This window comes from Thalassobaculum litoreum DSM 18839 (genome assembly GCF_900102465.1).
Taxonomy (GTDB): domain Bacteria; phylum Pseudomonadota; class Alphaproteobacteria; order Thalassobaculales; family Thalassobaculaceae; genus Thalassobaculum; species Thalassobaculum litoreum.
The window spans coordinates 304169-320019 of the sequence record NZ_FNBW01000003.1; the positions used below are offsets into that span (position 1 = coordinate 304169).

Annotated in this window: 14 protein-coding genes; 7 read left to right on the forward strand and 7 right to left on the reverse strand. The window is 68.2% G+C overall.

Going from position 1 to position 15851, the window contains the following annotated elements:
* Positions 1 to 61 precede the first annotated feature (61 nt).
* A complete protein-coding gene (locus tag BLS34_RS06625; protein WP_093149073.1) occupies positions 62 to 1750 on the forward strand; it encodes an acyl-CoA dehydrogenase family protein in 1689 nt (562 codons plus the stop codon).
* 139 nt (positions 1751 to 1889) lie between these two features.
* Here BLS34_RS06625 and BLS34_RS06630 read toward each other — a convergent pair whose 3' ends face one another.
* From BLS34_RS06630 to BLS34_RS06650, 5 genes are all read right to left on the reverse strand, one after another.
* Positions 1890 to 2453 (reverse strand): GNAT family N-acetyltransferase, encoded by a 564-nt coding sequence (locus BLS34_RS06630; RefSeq protein ID WP_093149075.1) that lies wholly within the window; start codon positions 2451 to 2453, stop codon positions 1890 to 1892.
* A 1-nt stretch (position 2454) separates the two neighbouring features.
* Positions 2455 to 3621, reverse strand: coding sequence for an acetyl-CoA acetyltransferase (locus BLS34_RS06635; RefSeq protein ID WP_028795461.1), 1167 nt, complete (start codon positions 3619 to 3621; stop codon positions 2455 to 2457).
* A gap of 323 nt (positions 3622 to 3944) precedes the next feature.
* On the reverse strand, positions 3945 to 4460 hold the full coding sequence (locus tag BLS34_RS06640; RefSeq protein WP_028795460.1) for an adenine phosphoribosyltransferase: 516 nt from the start codon (positions 4458 to 4460) through the stop codon (positions 3945 to 3947).
* Between the two features lie 114 nt (positions 4461 to 4574).
* On the reverse strand, positions 4575 to 5612 hold the full coding sequence (locus tag BLS34_RS06645; RefSeq protein WP_028795459.1) for a uroporphyrinogen decarboxylase family protein: 1038 nt from the start codon (positions 5610 to 5612) through the stop codon (positions 4575 to 4577).
* An 84-nt stretch (positions 5613 to 5696) separates the two neighbouring features.
* Positions 5697 to 6470 (reverse strand): carbonic anhydrase, encoded by a 774-nt coding sequence (locus BLS34_RS06650; RefSeq protein ID WP_093149076.1) that lies wholly within the window; start codon positions 6468 to 6470, stop codon positions 5697 to 5699.
* 213 nt (positions 6471 to 6683) lie between these two features.
* Between BLS34_RS06650 and BLS34_RS06655 the strand changes: the two genes are divergently transcribed.
* The 5 genes from BLS34_RS06655 (at position 6684) to BLS34_RS06675 (ending at position 12721) form a co-directional block, all read left to right on the forward strand.
* Positions 6684 to 7823 carry an MlaE family lipid ABC transporter permease subunit gene (locus BLS34_RS06655; RefSeq protein ID WP_093149078.1) on the forward strand — a complete coding sequence of 380 codons (1140 nt, stop codon included), beginning with the start codon at positions 6684 to 6686 and terminating at the stop codon, positions 7821 to 7823.
* A complete protein-coding gene (locus BLS34_RS06660) occupies positions 7820 to 8620 on the forward strand; it encodes an ABC transporter ATP-binding protein (RefSeq protein WP_093149080.1) in 801 nt (266 codons plus the stop codon). Before BLS34_RS06655 ends, BLS34_RS06660 begins: the two co-directional genes overlap by 4 nt.
* Before the next feature lie 3 nt (positions 8621 to 8623).
* Positions 8624 to 9601: an MlaD family protein gene (locus BLS34_RS06665; protein ID WP_093149081.1), complete on the forward strand. Its 978-nt coding sequence runs from the start codon at positions 8624 to 8626 to the stop codon at positions 9599 to 9601.
* Positions 9598 to 10224: an ABC-type transport auxiliary lipoprotein family protein gene (locus BLS34_RS06670; RefSeq protein WP_093149083.1), complete on the forward strand. Its 627-nt coding sequence runs from the start codon at positions 9598 to 9600 to the stop codon at positions 10222 to 10224. The genes BLS34_RS06665 and BLS34_RS06670 overlap by 4 nt, the downstream gene beginning before the upstream one ends.
* Positions 10225 to 10390: 166 nt before the next feature.
* Positions 10391 to 12721, forward strand: a complete 2331-nt coding sequence (locus tag BLS34_RS06675; RefSeq protein WP_093149085.1) for a xanthine dehydrogenase family protein molybdopterin-binding subunit — start codon at positions 10391 to 10393, stop codon at positions 12719 to 12721.
* A 31-nt stretch (positions 12722 to 12752) separates the two neighbouring features.
* Here BLS34_RS06675 and BLS34_RS06680 read toward each other — a convergent pair whose 3' ends face one another.
* Positions 12753 to 13379, reverse strand: coding sequence for a glutathione S-transferase family protein (locus tag BLS34_RS06680; protein ID WP_093149087.1), 627 nt, complete (start codon positions 13377 to 13379; stop codon positions 12753 to 12755).
* A 243-nt stretch (positions 13380 to 13622) separates the two neighbouring features.
* On the opposite strand from BLS34_RS06680, the gene BLS34_RS06685 reads away from it, so the two are divergent.
* Positions 13623 to 14960: an aspartate aminotransferase family protein gene (locus BLS34_RS06685; protein ID WP_093149090.1), complete on the forward strand. Its 1338-nt coding sequence runs from the start codon at positions 13623 to 13625 to the stop codon at positions 14958 to 14960.
* Between the two features lie 21 nt (positions 14961 to 14981).
* On the opposite strand, the gene BLS34_RS06690 is transcribed toward BLS34_RS06685, so the two are convergent.
* Positions 14982 to 15809, reverse strand: coding sequence for an SDR family NAD(P)-dependent oxidoreductase (locus BLS34_RS06690; protein WP_175474133.1), 828 nt, complete (start codon positions 15807 to 15809; stop codon positions 14982 to 14984).
* Positions 15810 to 15851: the final 42 nt, after the last annotated feature.

Consider the following 15851-nt stretch of genomic DNA (forward strand, 5'->3'; position numbering starts at 1 on the left):
GCTCACTCCCGGGTGTAGGCTTCTCCCAGCCCCGACAAGAGGGCCGATACGGGAGGAAGCCATGGATCTGTCGGTCACCGCAACACCGCACGGACTTCAGCCGGACACGCGTGGCGTCAACGCCTTCGACGACGATGCGTCGCTGCGGGCCGTGCTCGGCCTGTATCTCGACCCGGCCGACCTGGAGGTTCTGACCCCGGCGTTCCGCCGCCTCGGCGGGCTGGTGCATGGCCGCCTGGACGCGCTAGCCCATGAGGCCGACCGCAACCCGCCGGTGCTGCGTCCCCGCGACCGCCAGGGCCGCGACGTGCAGGCGATCGACAAGCATCCCGCCTATGTCGAGATGGAGCGGATCGGCTTCCAGGATTTTTCCCTGGCCGCCATGTCGCACCGGCCGGCCCTGGGCCTCGACCGGCCGATGCCGCCTGCCGCCAAATACGCCTTCCAGTACCTGTTCGCCGAGGCCGAGTTCGGCCTGCTCTGTCCGATCAGCATGACCGACGCGCTGACCCGCACCATCCGGCGCTACGCCGATCCGGATCTGGTGGCGCGCTGTCTCCCGGGCCTGACGGCACAAAGCCTGGAGACGCAGATCCAGGGGGCCATGTTCATGACCGAGAAGGCGGCCGGCTCCGACGTGGGCGCGACCGAGACCGTGGCCCGGCGGGACGGCGAAGGCTGGCGGCTGTGGGGCGACAAGTGGTTCTGCTCCAACACCGATGCCGGCCTCGCCCTGGTCCTGGCCCGGCCGGAAGGGGCGCCGGCGGGAATCAAGGGCGTGTCGCTGTTCCTGCTGCCGCGCGACCTGTCGGATGGCCGCCGCAACGCCTATCGGATCGTGCGGCTGAAGGACAAGCTCGGCACCCGGTCGATGGCCTCGGGCGAGATCACCCTGGAGGGGGCGGCCGCCTGGATGGTGGGGGAGCCGGGCCAGGGCTTCGTGCAGATGGCGGAGATGATCAACCAGTCGCGGCTGTCCAACGCGGTGCGCTCGGCCGGGATGATGCGCCGGGCCCTGCGGGAAGCGCTGGCCGTGGCGCGCGGGCGTTCGGCCTTCGGCAGCCGGCTGATCGATCTGCCGCTGCAGCGCCGGCAGTTGCTGAAACTTATGCTGCCGGCCGAGCAGGCGCTGTCGGTGACGCTGTTCACCGCCGACGCGCTGGCCCGGGCCGATGCCGGGGAGGCGGAGGGCCTGAAGCTGCGCCGGATCCTGACGCCGCTGGTGAAGTTCCGGGTCTGCCGCGACGCCCGCAAGGTGGCCGGCGACGGCATGGAGGCGCGCGGCGGGGTCGGCTATATCGAGGAATGGCCGGAGCCCCGGCTGGTGCGCGACGCCCATCTCGGCTCGATCTGGGAGGGGACCAGCAACATCGTGGCGCTCGATGTGCTGCGCGCGGCCCGCAAGGAGGCGGCCCATACGGCGCTGGGGGAGGCGCTGTCGCGGCGGATGGCGGAGGCCGGGGTGGCGGACGCGTTGCGGACCCGTCTCGACGGGCTTCTGCGCCGGGCGGTGGCGGCTGTCGGCGCGGCGACGGAGGGAGCCGACGACCGGGCGCGCAGCGTCGCTTCCGGCCTGTACCACGCGGCGTCGGCCTGCCTGCTGGCGTCGGAGGGCTCCCTGCTCGGCGATGAGAAACGCACCGCTTTGGCCGAGCTGGTTATCCGCCACAAGCTCACCCCACGCGATCCGCTGGGGGAGGACGGGGAGGCGGGAGCCGATCGGGCGGCCGCCGATCTCCTGCATACATAGCCTCCCTCCTCGCACACTCCCCGGATTTTTTCCGGGGCCCACGGGTCCGCCGGTACGAGCCGCCGAGGGTTTGTGCCAACTGAGGGGTAGGGCCCGGCACATGGCCGGGGAGTGGGTGAACGATCGAAAAAGAGAGGCGTCAGCGGCCCAGCACCAGCCGCATTGCCACCCGGCTGTCGCGCGGCAACCCGTGGGCGACCTGGTCCACCAGCCGGGGGCCGAGATGGGGATCGGCGTCGGCCTCCGCGTCCGGGATCTCCGCAAAGCCGAGCCTTGCGTAATACGGCGCGTTCCAGGGCACGTCGCGGAACGTCGTCAGCGTGATCTCGGCGATCCCCCGGCCCTGGTGGTAGCGGATCAGCGCCTTAAGGAACCCGTCGGTCAACCGGTGCCCCGCATGGTCCGGATGCACCGAGACCTGGGCCAGGTGAAGCACCGTGTCGCTGTCGGTATGGGTATGCGCAAAGGCCACCGGCGCGCCGTCCCCATCGGTTGCCACCCACAGTCGCCATGCATCCTGCATCGCCGCCAGATCGTCCACCTGCACCGGTGCATAGGTGGCGACGGCGGCGGCATGGAGCGTGGCGTCGAACCGCCGGTCGGCGGCGATGTCGATCTCCGCCAGCAGATGCAGTTCGTCCGGCCGGGCCTGACGGATGCGGTATGTCGGATCCCGCCCCTCTATCACCCGGCCGTCCGTCATCTCAGCGCAGCGGCTCCAGGATCGACACGAAGTTGGCGACGGCCGCCCCGCCCATGTTGAAGACGCCGGCCATCTTGGCGTCCTTCACCTGCATGTCGGCGGCCTCGCCGCGCACCTGCATCGACGCCATGATGTGCATGGACACGCCGGTGGCGCCGATCGGGTGGCCCTTGGATTTTAGCCCTCCCGACGGGTTGATCGGCAGCTTGCCGTCCTTCTCGGTCCAGCCCTCCAGGATGGCGCGCTTGCCCTGGCCTTCCGGCGTCAGGCCCATGGCCTCGTACTCGATCAGCTCGGCGATGGTGAAGCAGTCGTGGGTCTCCACAAGGGAGAGGTCGTCGAGGCTCACCCCCGCCTGGGCCAGTGCCTGTTTCCAGGCGACCGAACAGCCCTCGAACTTCAGGATGTCGCGCTTCGACATCGGCAGGAAGTCGTTCACATGGGCGGCGGCGCGGAAGATCACCGCCTTGTCCATGGCCAGCGCGGTGTCCACGTCCGTCAGCACGATGGCGGCCGCCCCGTCTGAAACCAGCGAGCAGTCGGTGCGCTTCAGCGGGCCGGCGACATAGGGGTTCTTCTCGCTCTCGGTGCGGCAGAACTCGTAGCCGAGATCCTTGCGCATCTGGGCGTAGGGGTTGGCGACACCGTTCTTGTGGTTCTTGGCGGCGATCTTGGCGAGCGCGTCCATGTTGTCGCCGTGGCGCTGGAAATACGCCTGGGCGATCTGCGCGAACACGCCGGCGAAGCCGCCGTCGATGCCGGCCTCCTCCTTCAGATAGCTGGCCTTCAGCAGGGTCTCGCCGATCTCCTTGCCGCCGAGTGCGGTCATCTTTTCCACGCCGACGACCAGCACGCGCTTGGCCTTCTTGGCCTCGATCAGGTGGATGCCCTGATGCACCGCGGCCGAGCCAGTGGCGCAGGCGTTTTCCACGCGGGTGGCCGGCTTGAAGCGGAACCGGTCATCGGCCTGGAACACGAGCGAGGCGGTGAAATCCTGTTTCTCGAATCCGCCGTTGAAGTGGCCGAGATAGACCGCGTCGATGTCGTCCGGGGTCAGGCCGGCGTCTTCCAGGGCGGCGGTGGCGACCTGGACGATCATGCTTTCGGCGTCGTCCTCGGTGCGTTTGCCGAAGGGCAGGTGGGACCATCCGACGATGCAAGCGGTCATGGGTTCTCTCCTCATCCAGACGCCGCGCGGTTTCGGGGCGCGCGGGCGATTGACCGAAGGCTTGTGTCCTTGGGTATCCGTTCGGGCGGATCTGTAGCAGAAACGCCGACGAACTTCATGGATAGGGCGCGCACGACACCCGCGCAAGATCACGCAGGGTCAAGATTCTGGGGGCTCTCTTCTCCGTCTCCCTCCTTCGCGCACGCCCCGGACGTGTTCCGGGGCAATCCCGTCCGCCTGCTCGAACCGTTGAGAGTTCGCGCAAGCTTATGGCCTGCCCCGCAACACGTCCGGGGAGTGCATGAAGGAGGATACACGCCCGTTTAGTCGTCGTACTGCAGCAGGCTCTCGAACGGGATATCCAGCTTGTCGCGGCCCTTAAGGAAGCTCAGCTCCATGATGCAGGCGCCGCCCGCGACCTCGCCGCCGACCTTGCGCAGCAGTTCCACCGAGGCGCTCAGCGTGCCGCCGGTGGCCAGCAGGTCGTCGAGGATCACCACGCGCTGGCCCGGCTGCACGGCCCCTTCCTGGATCTCTACCGTGTCGGTGCCGTATTCTAGGTCGTAGGTGTAGGGCACGGTCGGGCCGGGCAGCTTGCCCTTCTTGCGCACCATCAGGAAACCCAGGCCCAGCTCCAGCGCCAGCGGGGCGGCGGTGAGGAAACCCCGGCTCTCGATGCCGGCCAGCAGGTCGGGCTTGAACGGCGCGATGACCTTGGCAAGCCGGTCGACGGTTTCCTTCCAGGCGGCCGGATGGGCCAGCAGGGTGGAGATGTCGTAGAACAGGATGCCCGGCTTCGGGAAATCCGGTACCGCGCGAATATGGGCCTTGAGATCCACGGGGACGTCCTCCGCTCGGGTTGCCGCACGCGCATTCCCTTAGAGGAAACCGGCCCGTCTGAGAAGGGCCGGTTCCATCCGTTGCCGGTCGGATCGGTCGGTGGTCAGGGGCCTCTACAGCTCCGCCCGCACGATCGCGGCCCCGTCGGCCATCGCCTTCATCTTGCCGAAGGCGACGTCGCGCGGCAGGTATTTCAGGCCGCAATCCGGGGCGACGATGATCTTGTCGACCGGATGGTGTTCCAGTCCGCGGCGGATCCGCTTCGCGACGGTCTCCGGGCTCTCCACCGCCATGTCGGACAGGTCGAGCACGCCGAGGATGATCTTCTTTTCCGGCAGCTCCTCCAGCACGGTGCAGTCGAGCTTGGACTGGGCGGTTTCGATGGAGATCGAGTCCACTGTCGAGCGCGAGAGCTGCGGCAGGAAGTTATAGCCGGCCGGGCGTTCGTGGATGATCGCGGCGTAGCCGAAACAGATGTGCACCGCCGTCTCGCCCTTCACCCCGTCCAGAGCGGCGTTGAGGCATTCGATGCCGTATTCCTCGGCCTTCTGCGGGCGGGCCTGCATGTAGGGCTCGTCCACCTGTACGATGTCGGCACCGGCGGCGAACAGGTCCTTGATCTCGGCGTTCACGGCGGCGGCATAGGCCATCGCCAGCTCCGCTTCGTCCTTGTAGAAATCGTTCTGCGCCTGCTGCGACATGGTGAAGGGGCCGGGGACGGTGATCTTGATCCGCCGGTCGGTATTGGCCCGCAGGAACTTCACGTCCTCGACCTGAACCGCGTGCCTGCGACTGATCGGGCCGACCACGCGGGGGACCGGGTTCGGGTGGCCCGAGCGGTCCAGCGCGGTGCCGGGATTGTCGATGTCGACACCGTCGAGCGCGGTGGCGAAGCGGTTGGAGTAGCTCTCCCGACGGGCCTCGCCGTCGGTGATGATGTCGAGGCCGGCGCGCTCCTGATCGCGGATCGCCAGCAGCGTGGCGTCGTTCTGCGCCTCCTCCAGAAATTCCGGATCCACCCGCCAGAGTTCCAGCGCCCGGGTGCGCGGCGGGAACCGCCCGGCCAGCTTTGCGCGGTCGAGCAGCCAGTTCGGCTGGGCGTAGGATCCGACCAGGGATGTCGGCAGCAGGGTGTGTCCGTTGGTGGCCATGTCGTGTTTCCTCCCGTGTTTTTATGGGGAGGACGCTAGCAACGGCCGCACCCTGCGCCTAGACAGGTTGTGGTTTCGCCGGGATTACCCGCCGAGCAGAAGGAACCGGCGGTTCAGCGGCTGCACCGGCCGGGCATTCATCGGGAACAGCGTGGCGAAGGCCGCGATCTGCTCCCGCGACGCCTGGATCGGGGTCTTGAAGGCGACCCAGTTGACGATCTCCGAGCAGGGCGGCGTGGTCAGCGAACCGGCATAGCGGAACTGGGCGCGGTCGACCGGCACGAAGTCCTTCAGCGCAACCGGGACGACCGCCCCCTCGGCCTTGTCCTGCGGCATAGCCGACCAGATCGGCGCCAGCGCCGCACTCTCCGTCCCTTCGCCGATCAGGACACCGAGCACCGCAAGGGCGCCGTCGGCCGAGCGGTGGACGAAATGCGCCTCCATCGCCAGCGCCTTGCCGTCGATCAGGTGCTCGCTGGGATGGTGGAAGTGGAACTGCACCAGCTCGAAGGTCGTGCCGTCGAGCTTCACGGCACTGCCGTTGGGCACGTTCACCTGGATGGTGTGGCCGTTGTTGATCACCTGACCGTCGGTGGCATCCTGCCAGCGCAGTGCCGCAGGCCGGAACTCGGCCGGGATCGGCGAGGCGAGATCGATCGGGGACTGGGCGCTTCCCTGGGAGCAGGCGGCGTAGTCGTTGCCGATGGATCCCCACTCGGCCGGCCCGGTGGCGCCTTCGTAGCTCCAACCGCTGCCGCCGGATGCGTTCGCCGTGGCGGACAGCGACCCGCAGCAGGCACAGCCGATGGCGGCGATCGCCGTCGACCGCAGAACCGTGCGCCTGTCGAATGTCTTCATGGCCATTCCTCCCTGCTTGCATGACCGGGCCGATGCGGCACCGATCCGGCAGAGCGTACCGTCGGACCATGAAGAATGTGTAGTAATTCGGTTCAACTTCGCTTCAGCCCCGGGTCGTCGACCGACCGGCAAGAGCGGAACCATCCCGGCGCTCTCCTGTTCGTGGCGGCGGCGACGCAGTAGAATGCCGCCAGCTATCGAACGGGAGGGTATGTGGCCGACATCGGAGTTGCTGATCCGCTCGACCTGCGGGAGGAGGGCGGGGCCCTCGTCCTGCGGCTGTCGGGACGCTGGACGCTGGACACGATGCGGCGTCTGGACCGGGAACTCCGCGCGACGGCCCGCCGGCCGATCCATCGTCTTGTGGTCGAGGCCGAGGGGCTGACGGGGCTGGACAGCGCCGGCGCCTGGGCGATCCGCCGGACATTGGAGCAGGCGGAGGCGCGCGGCGCGGAGACCGAACTGCGCGGGCTCTCCGACGCCTACCGTCCCATCCTGGACAAGGCCGTGGTCCCCGATCCGCGCGCGCCCGTCGCCCCACCGTCCCGCACCGGCCTGTTGGCGCCGCTGGAGGGGGCCGGCAGGGCCGTGCTGCACGCCGCGCATGTCGGGCGCAATCTGGCCGGCTTCTTCGGGTACACCCTGGTGACTCTGGGCGGTGTGCTGGTGCGGCCCTGGCGCCTGCGGGTGACCGCGACGGTGGCGCAGATGGAGGCGACCGGCCTGAACGCCCTGCCGATCGTCGGCCTGCTCTGCTTTCTGGTCGGCATCGTGCTCGCCTATATGGGCGCGCTGCAGCTCAAGCAGTTCGGCGCCGACATCCTGACGGTGAACCTGGTCGGCGTGGCGGTGCTGCGCGAGATCGGCATCCTGCTGGCCGCGATCATCGTCGCCGGCCGCTCCGGCAGCGCCTTCGCCGCCCAGATCGGCACGATGAAGGTCAACCAGGAGGTCGATGCGCTGGAGACGATGGGGCTGTCGGCGGTGGAGGTGCTGGTCCTGCCGCGGCTGATCGCGCTCATCATCGTCATGCCGCTGCTGACCGTCTGGGCGGATGCGGCCGGCCTGCTCGGCGGATCGGTGGTCGCGCTGTTTCTGCTCGATCTGTCCTTCGCCCAGTTCCTGACCCAGCTCAAGGCGGCGGTGAGCTTCTGGGATTTCGGTACCGGCATGCTGAAGGCGCCGGTCTTCGCCCTCGTGATCGCCCTGGTCGGCTGCTACGACGGGCTGCGGGTGTCCGGCAGTGCCGAGAGCGTCGGCCGCTACACCACCCGGGCGGTGGTCGAATCGATCTTCCTGGTGATCGTGCTCGACGCCCTTTTCGCCGTCGCCTTCGCGGAGATCGGCATATGACCGGCGCCGCACCCCCGCAGGACGGACCGGCGATCGAGGTGCGGGGCGTCGTGACCCGATTCGGGACGACGACGATCCATGACGGCCTGGACCTGACCGTGAAGCGCGGCGAGATCATCGGCGTGGTCGGCGGCTCCGGCACCGGCAAGACCGTGCTGCTGCGCACCATCATCGGGCTGCAGAAGCCCGCGGACGGCGAGGTCACCCTGCTCGGCGAGACGGTGGCGTGGGACGGCTCCTCCACCGAGGCGCTGGCCGGCCGGTTCGGCATGCTGTTCCAGGACGGAGCCCTGTTCAGCGCCCTGACCGTGGGCCAGAACATCCAGGTGCCGATGCGCGAGTGCGGCGGGATTCCGCCGCAACTGATGGACGAGCTGTCCCGGCTCAAGGTGTCGCTGGTCGGCCTGCCGCCGGACGCCTGCGGCAAGTTTCCGTCGGAGTTGTCCGGCGGTATGAAGAAGCGCGCCGGGCTTGCCCGGGCGCTGGCGCTGGACCCGGACGTGGTCTTCCTGGACGAGCCGACGGCGGGACTCGACCCGATCGGCGCCTCGGATTTCGACGAGTTGATTCTGGACCTTCGCCGCGCGCTCGGGCTCACTGTGGTCATGGTGACCCATGATCTCGACAGCCTGGCCCGGATCTGCGACCGCATCGCCGTTCTGGTCGACAAGAAGATCGTCGTCGGCACCATGGAGGAGCTGACGGGCAGCCAGCACCCCTGGATCCGCAGCTATTTTCATGGCCCGCGCGCCCGCGCCGCCTTCGACAGGCCGGCATTGGCCGGCGCGCAGGAGTAGGCGATGGAGACCCGTGCCTCCTATGTCACCGTCGGCGCCTTCGCCATCGTGCTGTTCGTCGGCGGGCTTTTCCTGGCGATCTGGTTCGGCGGCGTGCGCCTCGATCAGGAGACCCGGCCCTTCCTCATCGAATTCCAGGGGGCGGTCGACGGGCTCAGCACCGGCAGTCCCGTGCGCTATCGCGGCGTGCCGGTCGGCACCGTCAGCGATATCCGCATCGATCCCGAGAACGTGGAGGTGATCCGCGTGGATATCGAGGTCGACGCCGAGGTTCCGATCAAGAAGGACATGTACGCGGTGCTCCAGGCCCAGGGCCTGACAGGCATCGGGTTCATCCAGATCGAGGGCGGCACGGCGGACGCCGAGGAGCTGGAACCGACCGGGGATCGTCCGGTCCCGCGCATCCCGGCCCGCTCGTCGGCGCTCAGCAAGGTGTTCGAGACCGCCCCGCAGATCGCCGACCGGCTCGTGGTGGTGATCGCCCGGATCGAGGAGTTCCTCAGCGAGGAGAACGAGCAGAACTTCCGCATGCTCCTCGCCAATCTCGCCACGGTCAGCACGACCGTCGCCGACCGGTCGGACGAGATCGAGGCGGTGATCTCCGGCGCGGCGGCCAGTGTGGAGGACCTGCGCCAGGCGGCGGCCGAGGTCGGTCCGCTCATGCAGGAGGCGTCCGCGACGCTGGCCACGGTGCGCGGCACGGCGGTCGGGCTCGACAACGAGGTGGCGGCCCTGTCCGGCTCCCTGGCCAAGGCGGGCGACCGCATCGCGTCGACGGCGGGGGAGCTGGAGGGCATGCTGGCCGACGCCCGGCCCGGCATGAAGGACTTCACCAATACCGGCCTATATGAACTCACACAGTTTCTGGTGGAGGCGCGTTTCCTGGTGTCGAACATCGACCGCGTGCTGCGCCAGATCGACCGAGACCCGTCGCAGTTCCTGTTCGGGGATCGCGACGGACAGGTGGAGGCCGAACAATGACGGATCTGCGCAGACGGACGTTTCTCGCCCGCGGCATGGCCGCCGCCGGCGCCGCAGGGCTCACGGCGGCCTGCAGCCAGCTGCCGATCGGCAAGCGGCCGCCGCAGATGTACACGCTGACGCCGAAGAGCACCTATCCGGCCGATCTGCCGGAAGCGCCCTGGCAGCTCGCCGTCGAGCGGCCGAGTGCGCCGGCCGGCCTGTCGTCCGCGCGGATCGCCGTGGCGCGGGAGCCTCTGACCCTGGACTATTACGCCGGGGTGGCCTGGGTCGACGACGCGCCGAACATGGTGCAGCGGCTGCTGATAGAATCCTTCGAGAACTCCAACCGGATCATCGGCGTCGGTCGCGACGGGGTCAGCTTCCGGTCGGACTTCACCCTGAAGGTCGAGCTGCGGGAGTTTCAGGCGGAGTATTTCGACGGGGCGGAGATCCCGACCATCAACGTACGCGTCAACGTCAAGATGGTGCAGATGCCCCAGCGCACGATCACCGCGTCCCAGGGGTTCGAGACCAAGCGTCCCGCGCCGTCCAACAGGATGTCCGATATCGTCCACACGTTCGACGCCGCGCTCGGCATCGTGCTGCGGGACGTGGTTGTCTGGACCCTGCGGCTAAGCTGACGCCCGAGCGTGGGTAGCCGTGGCCGATAGGCGGATCCACCTGTCCCGGCTTTGGGCCAAAAGTGTCTTTCCCGTTTCGCGGGGTTTTCACGGCGCGATCCTGCGCTAGCATTCCTGCAACGATAACGGCCGTCCCGACAGATCCCGAGCCAAGAGGTAAGCGGACATGAACGTCCTGCACGAGAGCGACCTTGCGACCCTGAAATTCGGCGTCGGACAGCCGGTTCCGCGCGGCGAGGACCCGACCCTGCTGACCGGGCGCGGTGAGTATACCGACGACGTAAATCTGGACGGCCAGGCCTACGGCTATGTGGTGCGCAGCCAGGTGCCGCACGGCGTGATCAAGGGCATCGACCTGGACGACGCGCTGGCCATGCCGGGCGTGCTGGCGATCTACACGGCGAAGGACCTGGCGGGTTTCGGCGGCATCCCCTGCGTGGTGCCGTTCAAGAACCGCGACGGCTCAGACATGCACAAGCCGCGGCGGCCCGGCTTGGCCGAGGACGTGGTGCGCTTCGTCGGCGATCCGGTCGCCATGGTGGTCGCCGAGACCCAGTCCCAGGCCCGCGACGCGGCCGAGATGGTGATGCTCGACATCGACGAGCTGCCGGCGGTGACCGACCCGGTCGAAGCCGCCAGGGACGGCGCGCCGCAGCTCTATGAGGGCGTGCCGAACAACGTCTGCCTCGACTACCACTATGGCGACGCCGAGGCGGCGGAGAGGGCCTTCGCCGGCGCGGCGCATGTGACCAAGCTGACCCTGGTCAACAACCGGGTCGTCGTCGCCTCAATGGAGCCGCGCTCGGCCATCGCCAGCTACGATCCGGCGGAGGAGAAATACACCTTCATCGCCGGCAGCCAGGGCGCCTTCGGGCTGCGCAATGCGCTGGCCAACGCGGTGCTGAAGGTGCCGACCGACAAGGTCCGGGTCATCACCAAGAACGTGGGCGGCTCCTTCGGGATGAAGGGCGGGCCTTATCCGGAATACTTCCCGCTGCTGCACGCCGCCAAGCAGCTCGGCCGGCCGGTGAAATGGGTCGACGACCGCAGCGGCGCCTTCGTCTCCGACCACCAGGGGCGCGGCCATGTGGTGGACGCGTCGATGGCCTTCGACAGGGACGGACACATCCTCGCCCTGCGCGCCGACATCCACGCCGATATGGGGGCGTATCTGAGCCCGGTCGGACCGCAACCGGCGACCTTGAACGCGGTGAAGAACCTGATCTCGGTCTATCAGACCCCGGTGATCGACGTGAACGCCAAGTGCGTGCTCACCAACACCACCACCATCGGCCCGTATCGTGGCGCCGGGCGGCCGGAAGCCAACTACTACGTGGAGCGGCTGCTCGACACCGCGGCGGCCGAGATGGGCATCGACCGGCTGGAGATCCGCCGGCGCAACCAGATCCGCGCCGACCAGATTCCGTACACCGCGCCGTCCGGCATGACCTATGACAGCGGCGACTTCCCCGCCGTGTTCGACAAGGCAGTCAAATTCTCCGACTGGGACGGCTTCGCCGAACGGCGGGCGGAGAGCGAGGCGCGCGGCAGGCTGCGCGGCATCGGCATGAGCGACTATCTGGAGGTCACCGGCCCTCCGGGCAAGGAGATGGGCGGCCTGCGCTTCGAGGAGGACGGCACGGTGACGATCATCACCGGCACCCTCGATTACGGCCAGGGCCACTGGACCGCGTTCGCCCAGGTGCTGCACCAGCGCACCGGAATCCCGTTCGACCGGATCCGCCTGCTGCAGGGCGACAGCGACGAGCTGATCGTCGGCGGCGGCACCGGCGGCTCGAAGTCGATGATGTCCTCCGGCGGGGCGATCATCGAGGCCGGCGATGCGATGATCGAGAACGGCAGGAAGATCGCCGCCCATGTGCTGGAGACGGCGGTCGCCGATATCGAGTTCGCTGACGGCACCTTCACCGTGGCCGGCACCGACCGCAGCATCGCCATCATGGATCTGGCCGATCAGATCCGCGGCGGGCTGGACCTGCCCGAGGACGTGCCCCAGAGCCTGGATGTCAGCCTGGCCCACGAGACCGGCCCCTCGGCCTTCCCGAACGGCTGCCATGTGGCCGAGGTGGAGATCGACCCGGATACCGGCCATGTGGCGGTGGTGCGCTATTCCATGGTCAACGATTTCGGCGTGGTGGTGAACCCGATGCTGGTCGAGGGCCAGGCCCATGGCGGCATCGTCCAGGGCATCGGCCAGGCGCTGATGGAGCAGGTGCGCTACGACGAGAGCGGCCAGATCGTCACCGGCTCGTTCATGGACTACGCCATGCCGCGCGCCGAGGAGGCGCCGATGTTTCGCTACGACAGCCACCCGGTGCCCTGCACCACCAACCTGGTGGGCGCGAAGGGCTGCGGCGAGGCGGGCTGTGCCGGGGCGCTGGGCTCGGTGATGAACGCGGTGGTGGACGCGCTGGGCGGCAAGCATATCGACATGCCGGCGACCCCGGAGAGGGTCTGGCGCGCGCTGCACGGCTAAGCATGGGACTGCGCGAGGGGCTGAGCGCGCGTCAGAGGTCGGACAGGTCCTCGTATTCGGTGGCGGCCATGGACGGCCGCTCCCGGAAGCTGTCGACCCACCAGTCCAGGTTCGGGTGCGGGGCCAGGTAGCGGTCGAGGCCGCGGAAGGTGAGCCAGTCCAATGCGGTCGCCAGGGCGATGGTGCCGATATCGGCGACCGCTTCCCCGGGGGTGCGGTCCATGGGCGGGCCGTTCTCCAGGATGTCGTAGGCCGCCCCCAGCTGGGCGATCAGGTCCTCGCGCAGGCCGGGCACGCTGATGCCCATGTCGTTCTGCTGCAGTTCCCAGCGCAGATCGGCGCCCAGCGCGCACAGGCCGGTCGCCAGATGCTGCAGGGTCAGGACGGCCTCGCGCTCGCCGGCATCCTTGGGGATCAGGGCGCCGCGGGAGAACTCGTCGATGTAGAAGCAGATCTCCTCGCTCTCGAACACACTGCGGCCGTCGTCCAGGATCAGCAGCGGGGCGGTGTTCAGCGGGTTCTCCGGATAGACCGCCTCGTCGCCCTGGGAGACGTGATCGGCCAGGTGCCGGACCTCGATGGTGGCGAGGCCGGCCTCCAGGAGGGCGACCTCGGCCTTGCGGGCGAACGGCGAATGGCGTTGTGAGAAGAGAATCATCGCCGAAGTATCCACGGACACGGGCAGCACGCCAAGAATCCTGTGGGCTTCTGATACTCCGTCGCTCTTCTCTCGCGTCCATTCCCCTTTCAATCAGTCCCCGGAACAAATCCGCGGACTGATTGAAAGGGGAGGGAGAGAGAAGATCACGGAGCGGGCAAGCCCCTCGCGCCCCAACTCCCGCGCTTGACGGCCTCTCCTGCGAGGCGTTCGATACGGTCTTCCCGTCTCCGGAGCCGCCCCATGTCCGCACGTACCAGCCATGTCTTTCACCGCAACGCCCGCCTGCAGCCGCCGATCGCCGTGAAGGGCGACGGCTGCTATATCGTCGACGCCGACGGCAAGCGCTATCTCGACGGCTCGGGCGGGGCGGCGGTGTCGTGCCTGGGGCACAGCCATCCCAAGGTGATCGAGGCGATCAAGCGGCAGCTCGACGCCATCCCCTACGGCCATACCGGCGCCTTCTCCAACGAACCGATGGAGAAGCTGGCGACCCATCTGGCGCAGGCCGCGCCCGGCGGGCTGGACAAGGTCTATTTCGTCTCCGGCGGCTCCGAGGCGGTGGAGGCGGCGCTGAAGATGGCGCGCCAGTTCTACATCGAGATCGGCCAGCCCTCGCGGCACAAGATCATCGCCCGGCGCCAGAGCTACCATGGCAACACCCTGGGTGCCCTGGCGGTTGGCGGCAACGCGGCGCGCCGGGCCCAGTTCCAGCCGATGCTGATGGAGGCGACCCATATCGCGCCGTGCTTCTCCTACCGCGAGAAGCGGGTGGACGAGACGGAAGAAGAATACGGCCGGCGTGCCGCCGACGAGCTGGAGACGGCGATCCAGCAGGCCGGGCCGGAGACGGTCGCCGCCTTCATCTGCGAGCCGGTGGTGGGGGCGACGGCCGGCGCCGTGCCGCCGGCGCCGGGGTACCTGAAGCGGATCCGAGAGATCTGCGACCGCCACGGCGTACTGCTGATCTTCGACGAGGTGATGTGCGGCATGGGGCGCACCGGACACATGTTCGCCTGCGACGAGGACGGGGTGGCGCCGGACCTGATGACCGTCGCCAAGGGCCTGGGCGCGGGCTATCAGCCGATCGGCGCGGTGCTGGTCGACACCAGGATCTTCGAGGCGATCCGCGACGGCAGCGGCTTCTTCCAGCACGGCCACACCTACATGGGCCACCCGGCCGCCTGCGCCGCCGGCCTCGCCGTGCAGGAGGTTATCCGCGACGACAACCTGCTGGAGAACGTGAACCGGCAGGGAGCGGCCCTGCGCCGGGCGCTGGAAGCGCGGTTCGGCAACAACGCCAATGTGGGCGACATCCGCGGGCGCGGCCTGTTCATGGCGATCGAGCTGGTGGCCGACCGCTCGACCAAGGAGACCTTCGATCCGGCCCGCCAGCTCCATGCGGTGATCAAGCGCGAGGCGATGGAGCGCGGGCTGATCGTCTACCCGATGGGCGGGACCATCGACGGCAGGCACGGCGACCACGTCCTCGTCGCCCCGCCGTTCATCGTCGACCAGAGCCACATCACCGAGCTGGTGGAGAAGCTGGGCGACGCGGTCGACGCGGCGCTGGCGGCGTAGCCCGGGTGGCCAGAACCCGGCTCAGATGCCGTAGGGAACGCCGCCGCTGACCGGCAGATTAATGCCCGTCACGTAGCGACCCTGGGAACTTGCAAGGTAGGCGACGGCGGCGGCGACGTCCTCGGGTTGACCCGCGTGGCGTGTGGCAACAGTGGCATAGCGGCGGGCCTGCATTTCCTCGACTTCGATGCCGGCTTCCTCCGCCAGGCGCTGGTTCGCCGCCATGTGCATGTCGGTCATGATAAAGCCTGGACAGACGGTGTTGCACAGGATGCCGTATTGGCCTTCCTCGGCGGCGATGGTCTTCGACAGGGCAGCCAGCGCGTGTTTCATAGCGGTGTAGGCACCGAAGCCGGGTTCCGCGCCAAGACTGCCGGTGGAGCCGATATTGACGATCCGTCCACCGCCAGCCGCCCTCATGGCCGGGATTACGGCCTGGCACAGCATGACCGGGCCCAGCAGGTTGACCCGAAAGCTGCTCTCCCACTGATCCGGCGCCGTCTCCATGAAAGCGGCTGAACCCGCCAGGGAACCGGCGTTGTTTACCAGTATGTCGATCCGACCGAACCGATCCCGAACCGCATTGATGCAGCGGGTAATGTCGTCGACCTGGGTGACATCAAGGCTCAGGGGGAGTGCGGTGCCGCCGTTCGCGGCAATCTCGTTGGCGAGGTTGTTGAGCAGTTCCGTACGGTCGTAGCTGCGGCCCTCGAGCGAAAAGGCGCCCTCCATGTCGGTCACGACAACGGTGGCACCGTCGGTAGCCAGCCGGCGCGCGATGGCCTGACCGATCCCGCGTGGTGCAGAGGCACCGGTGATAACGGCAATTTTTCCGGACAGTTCGGTCACGCAAGGCTCCATCGGCGGGTAGAAGAAGCGCCATATGGCCCG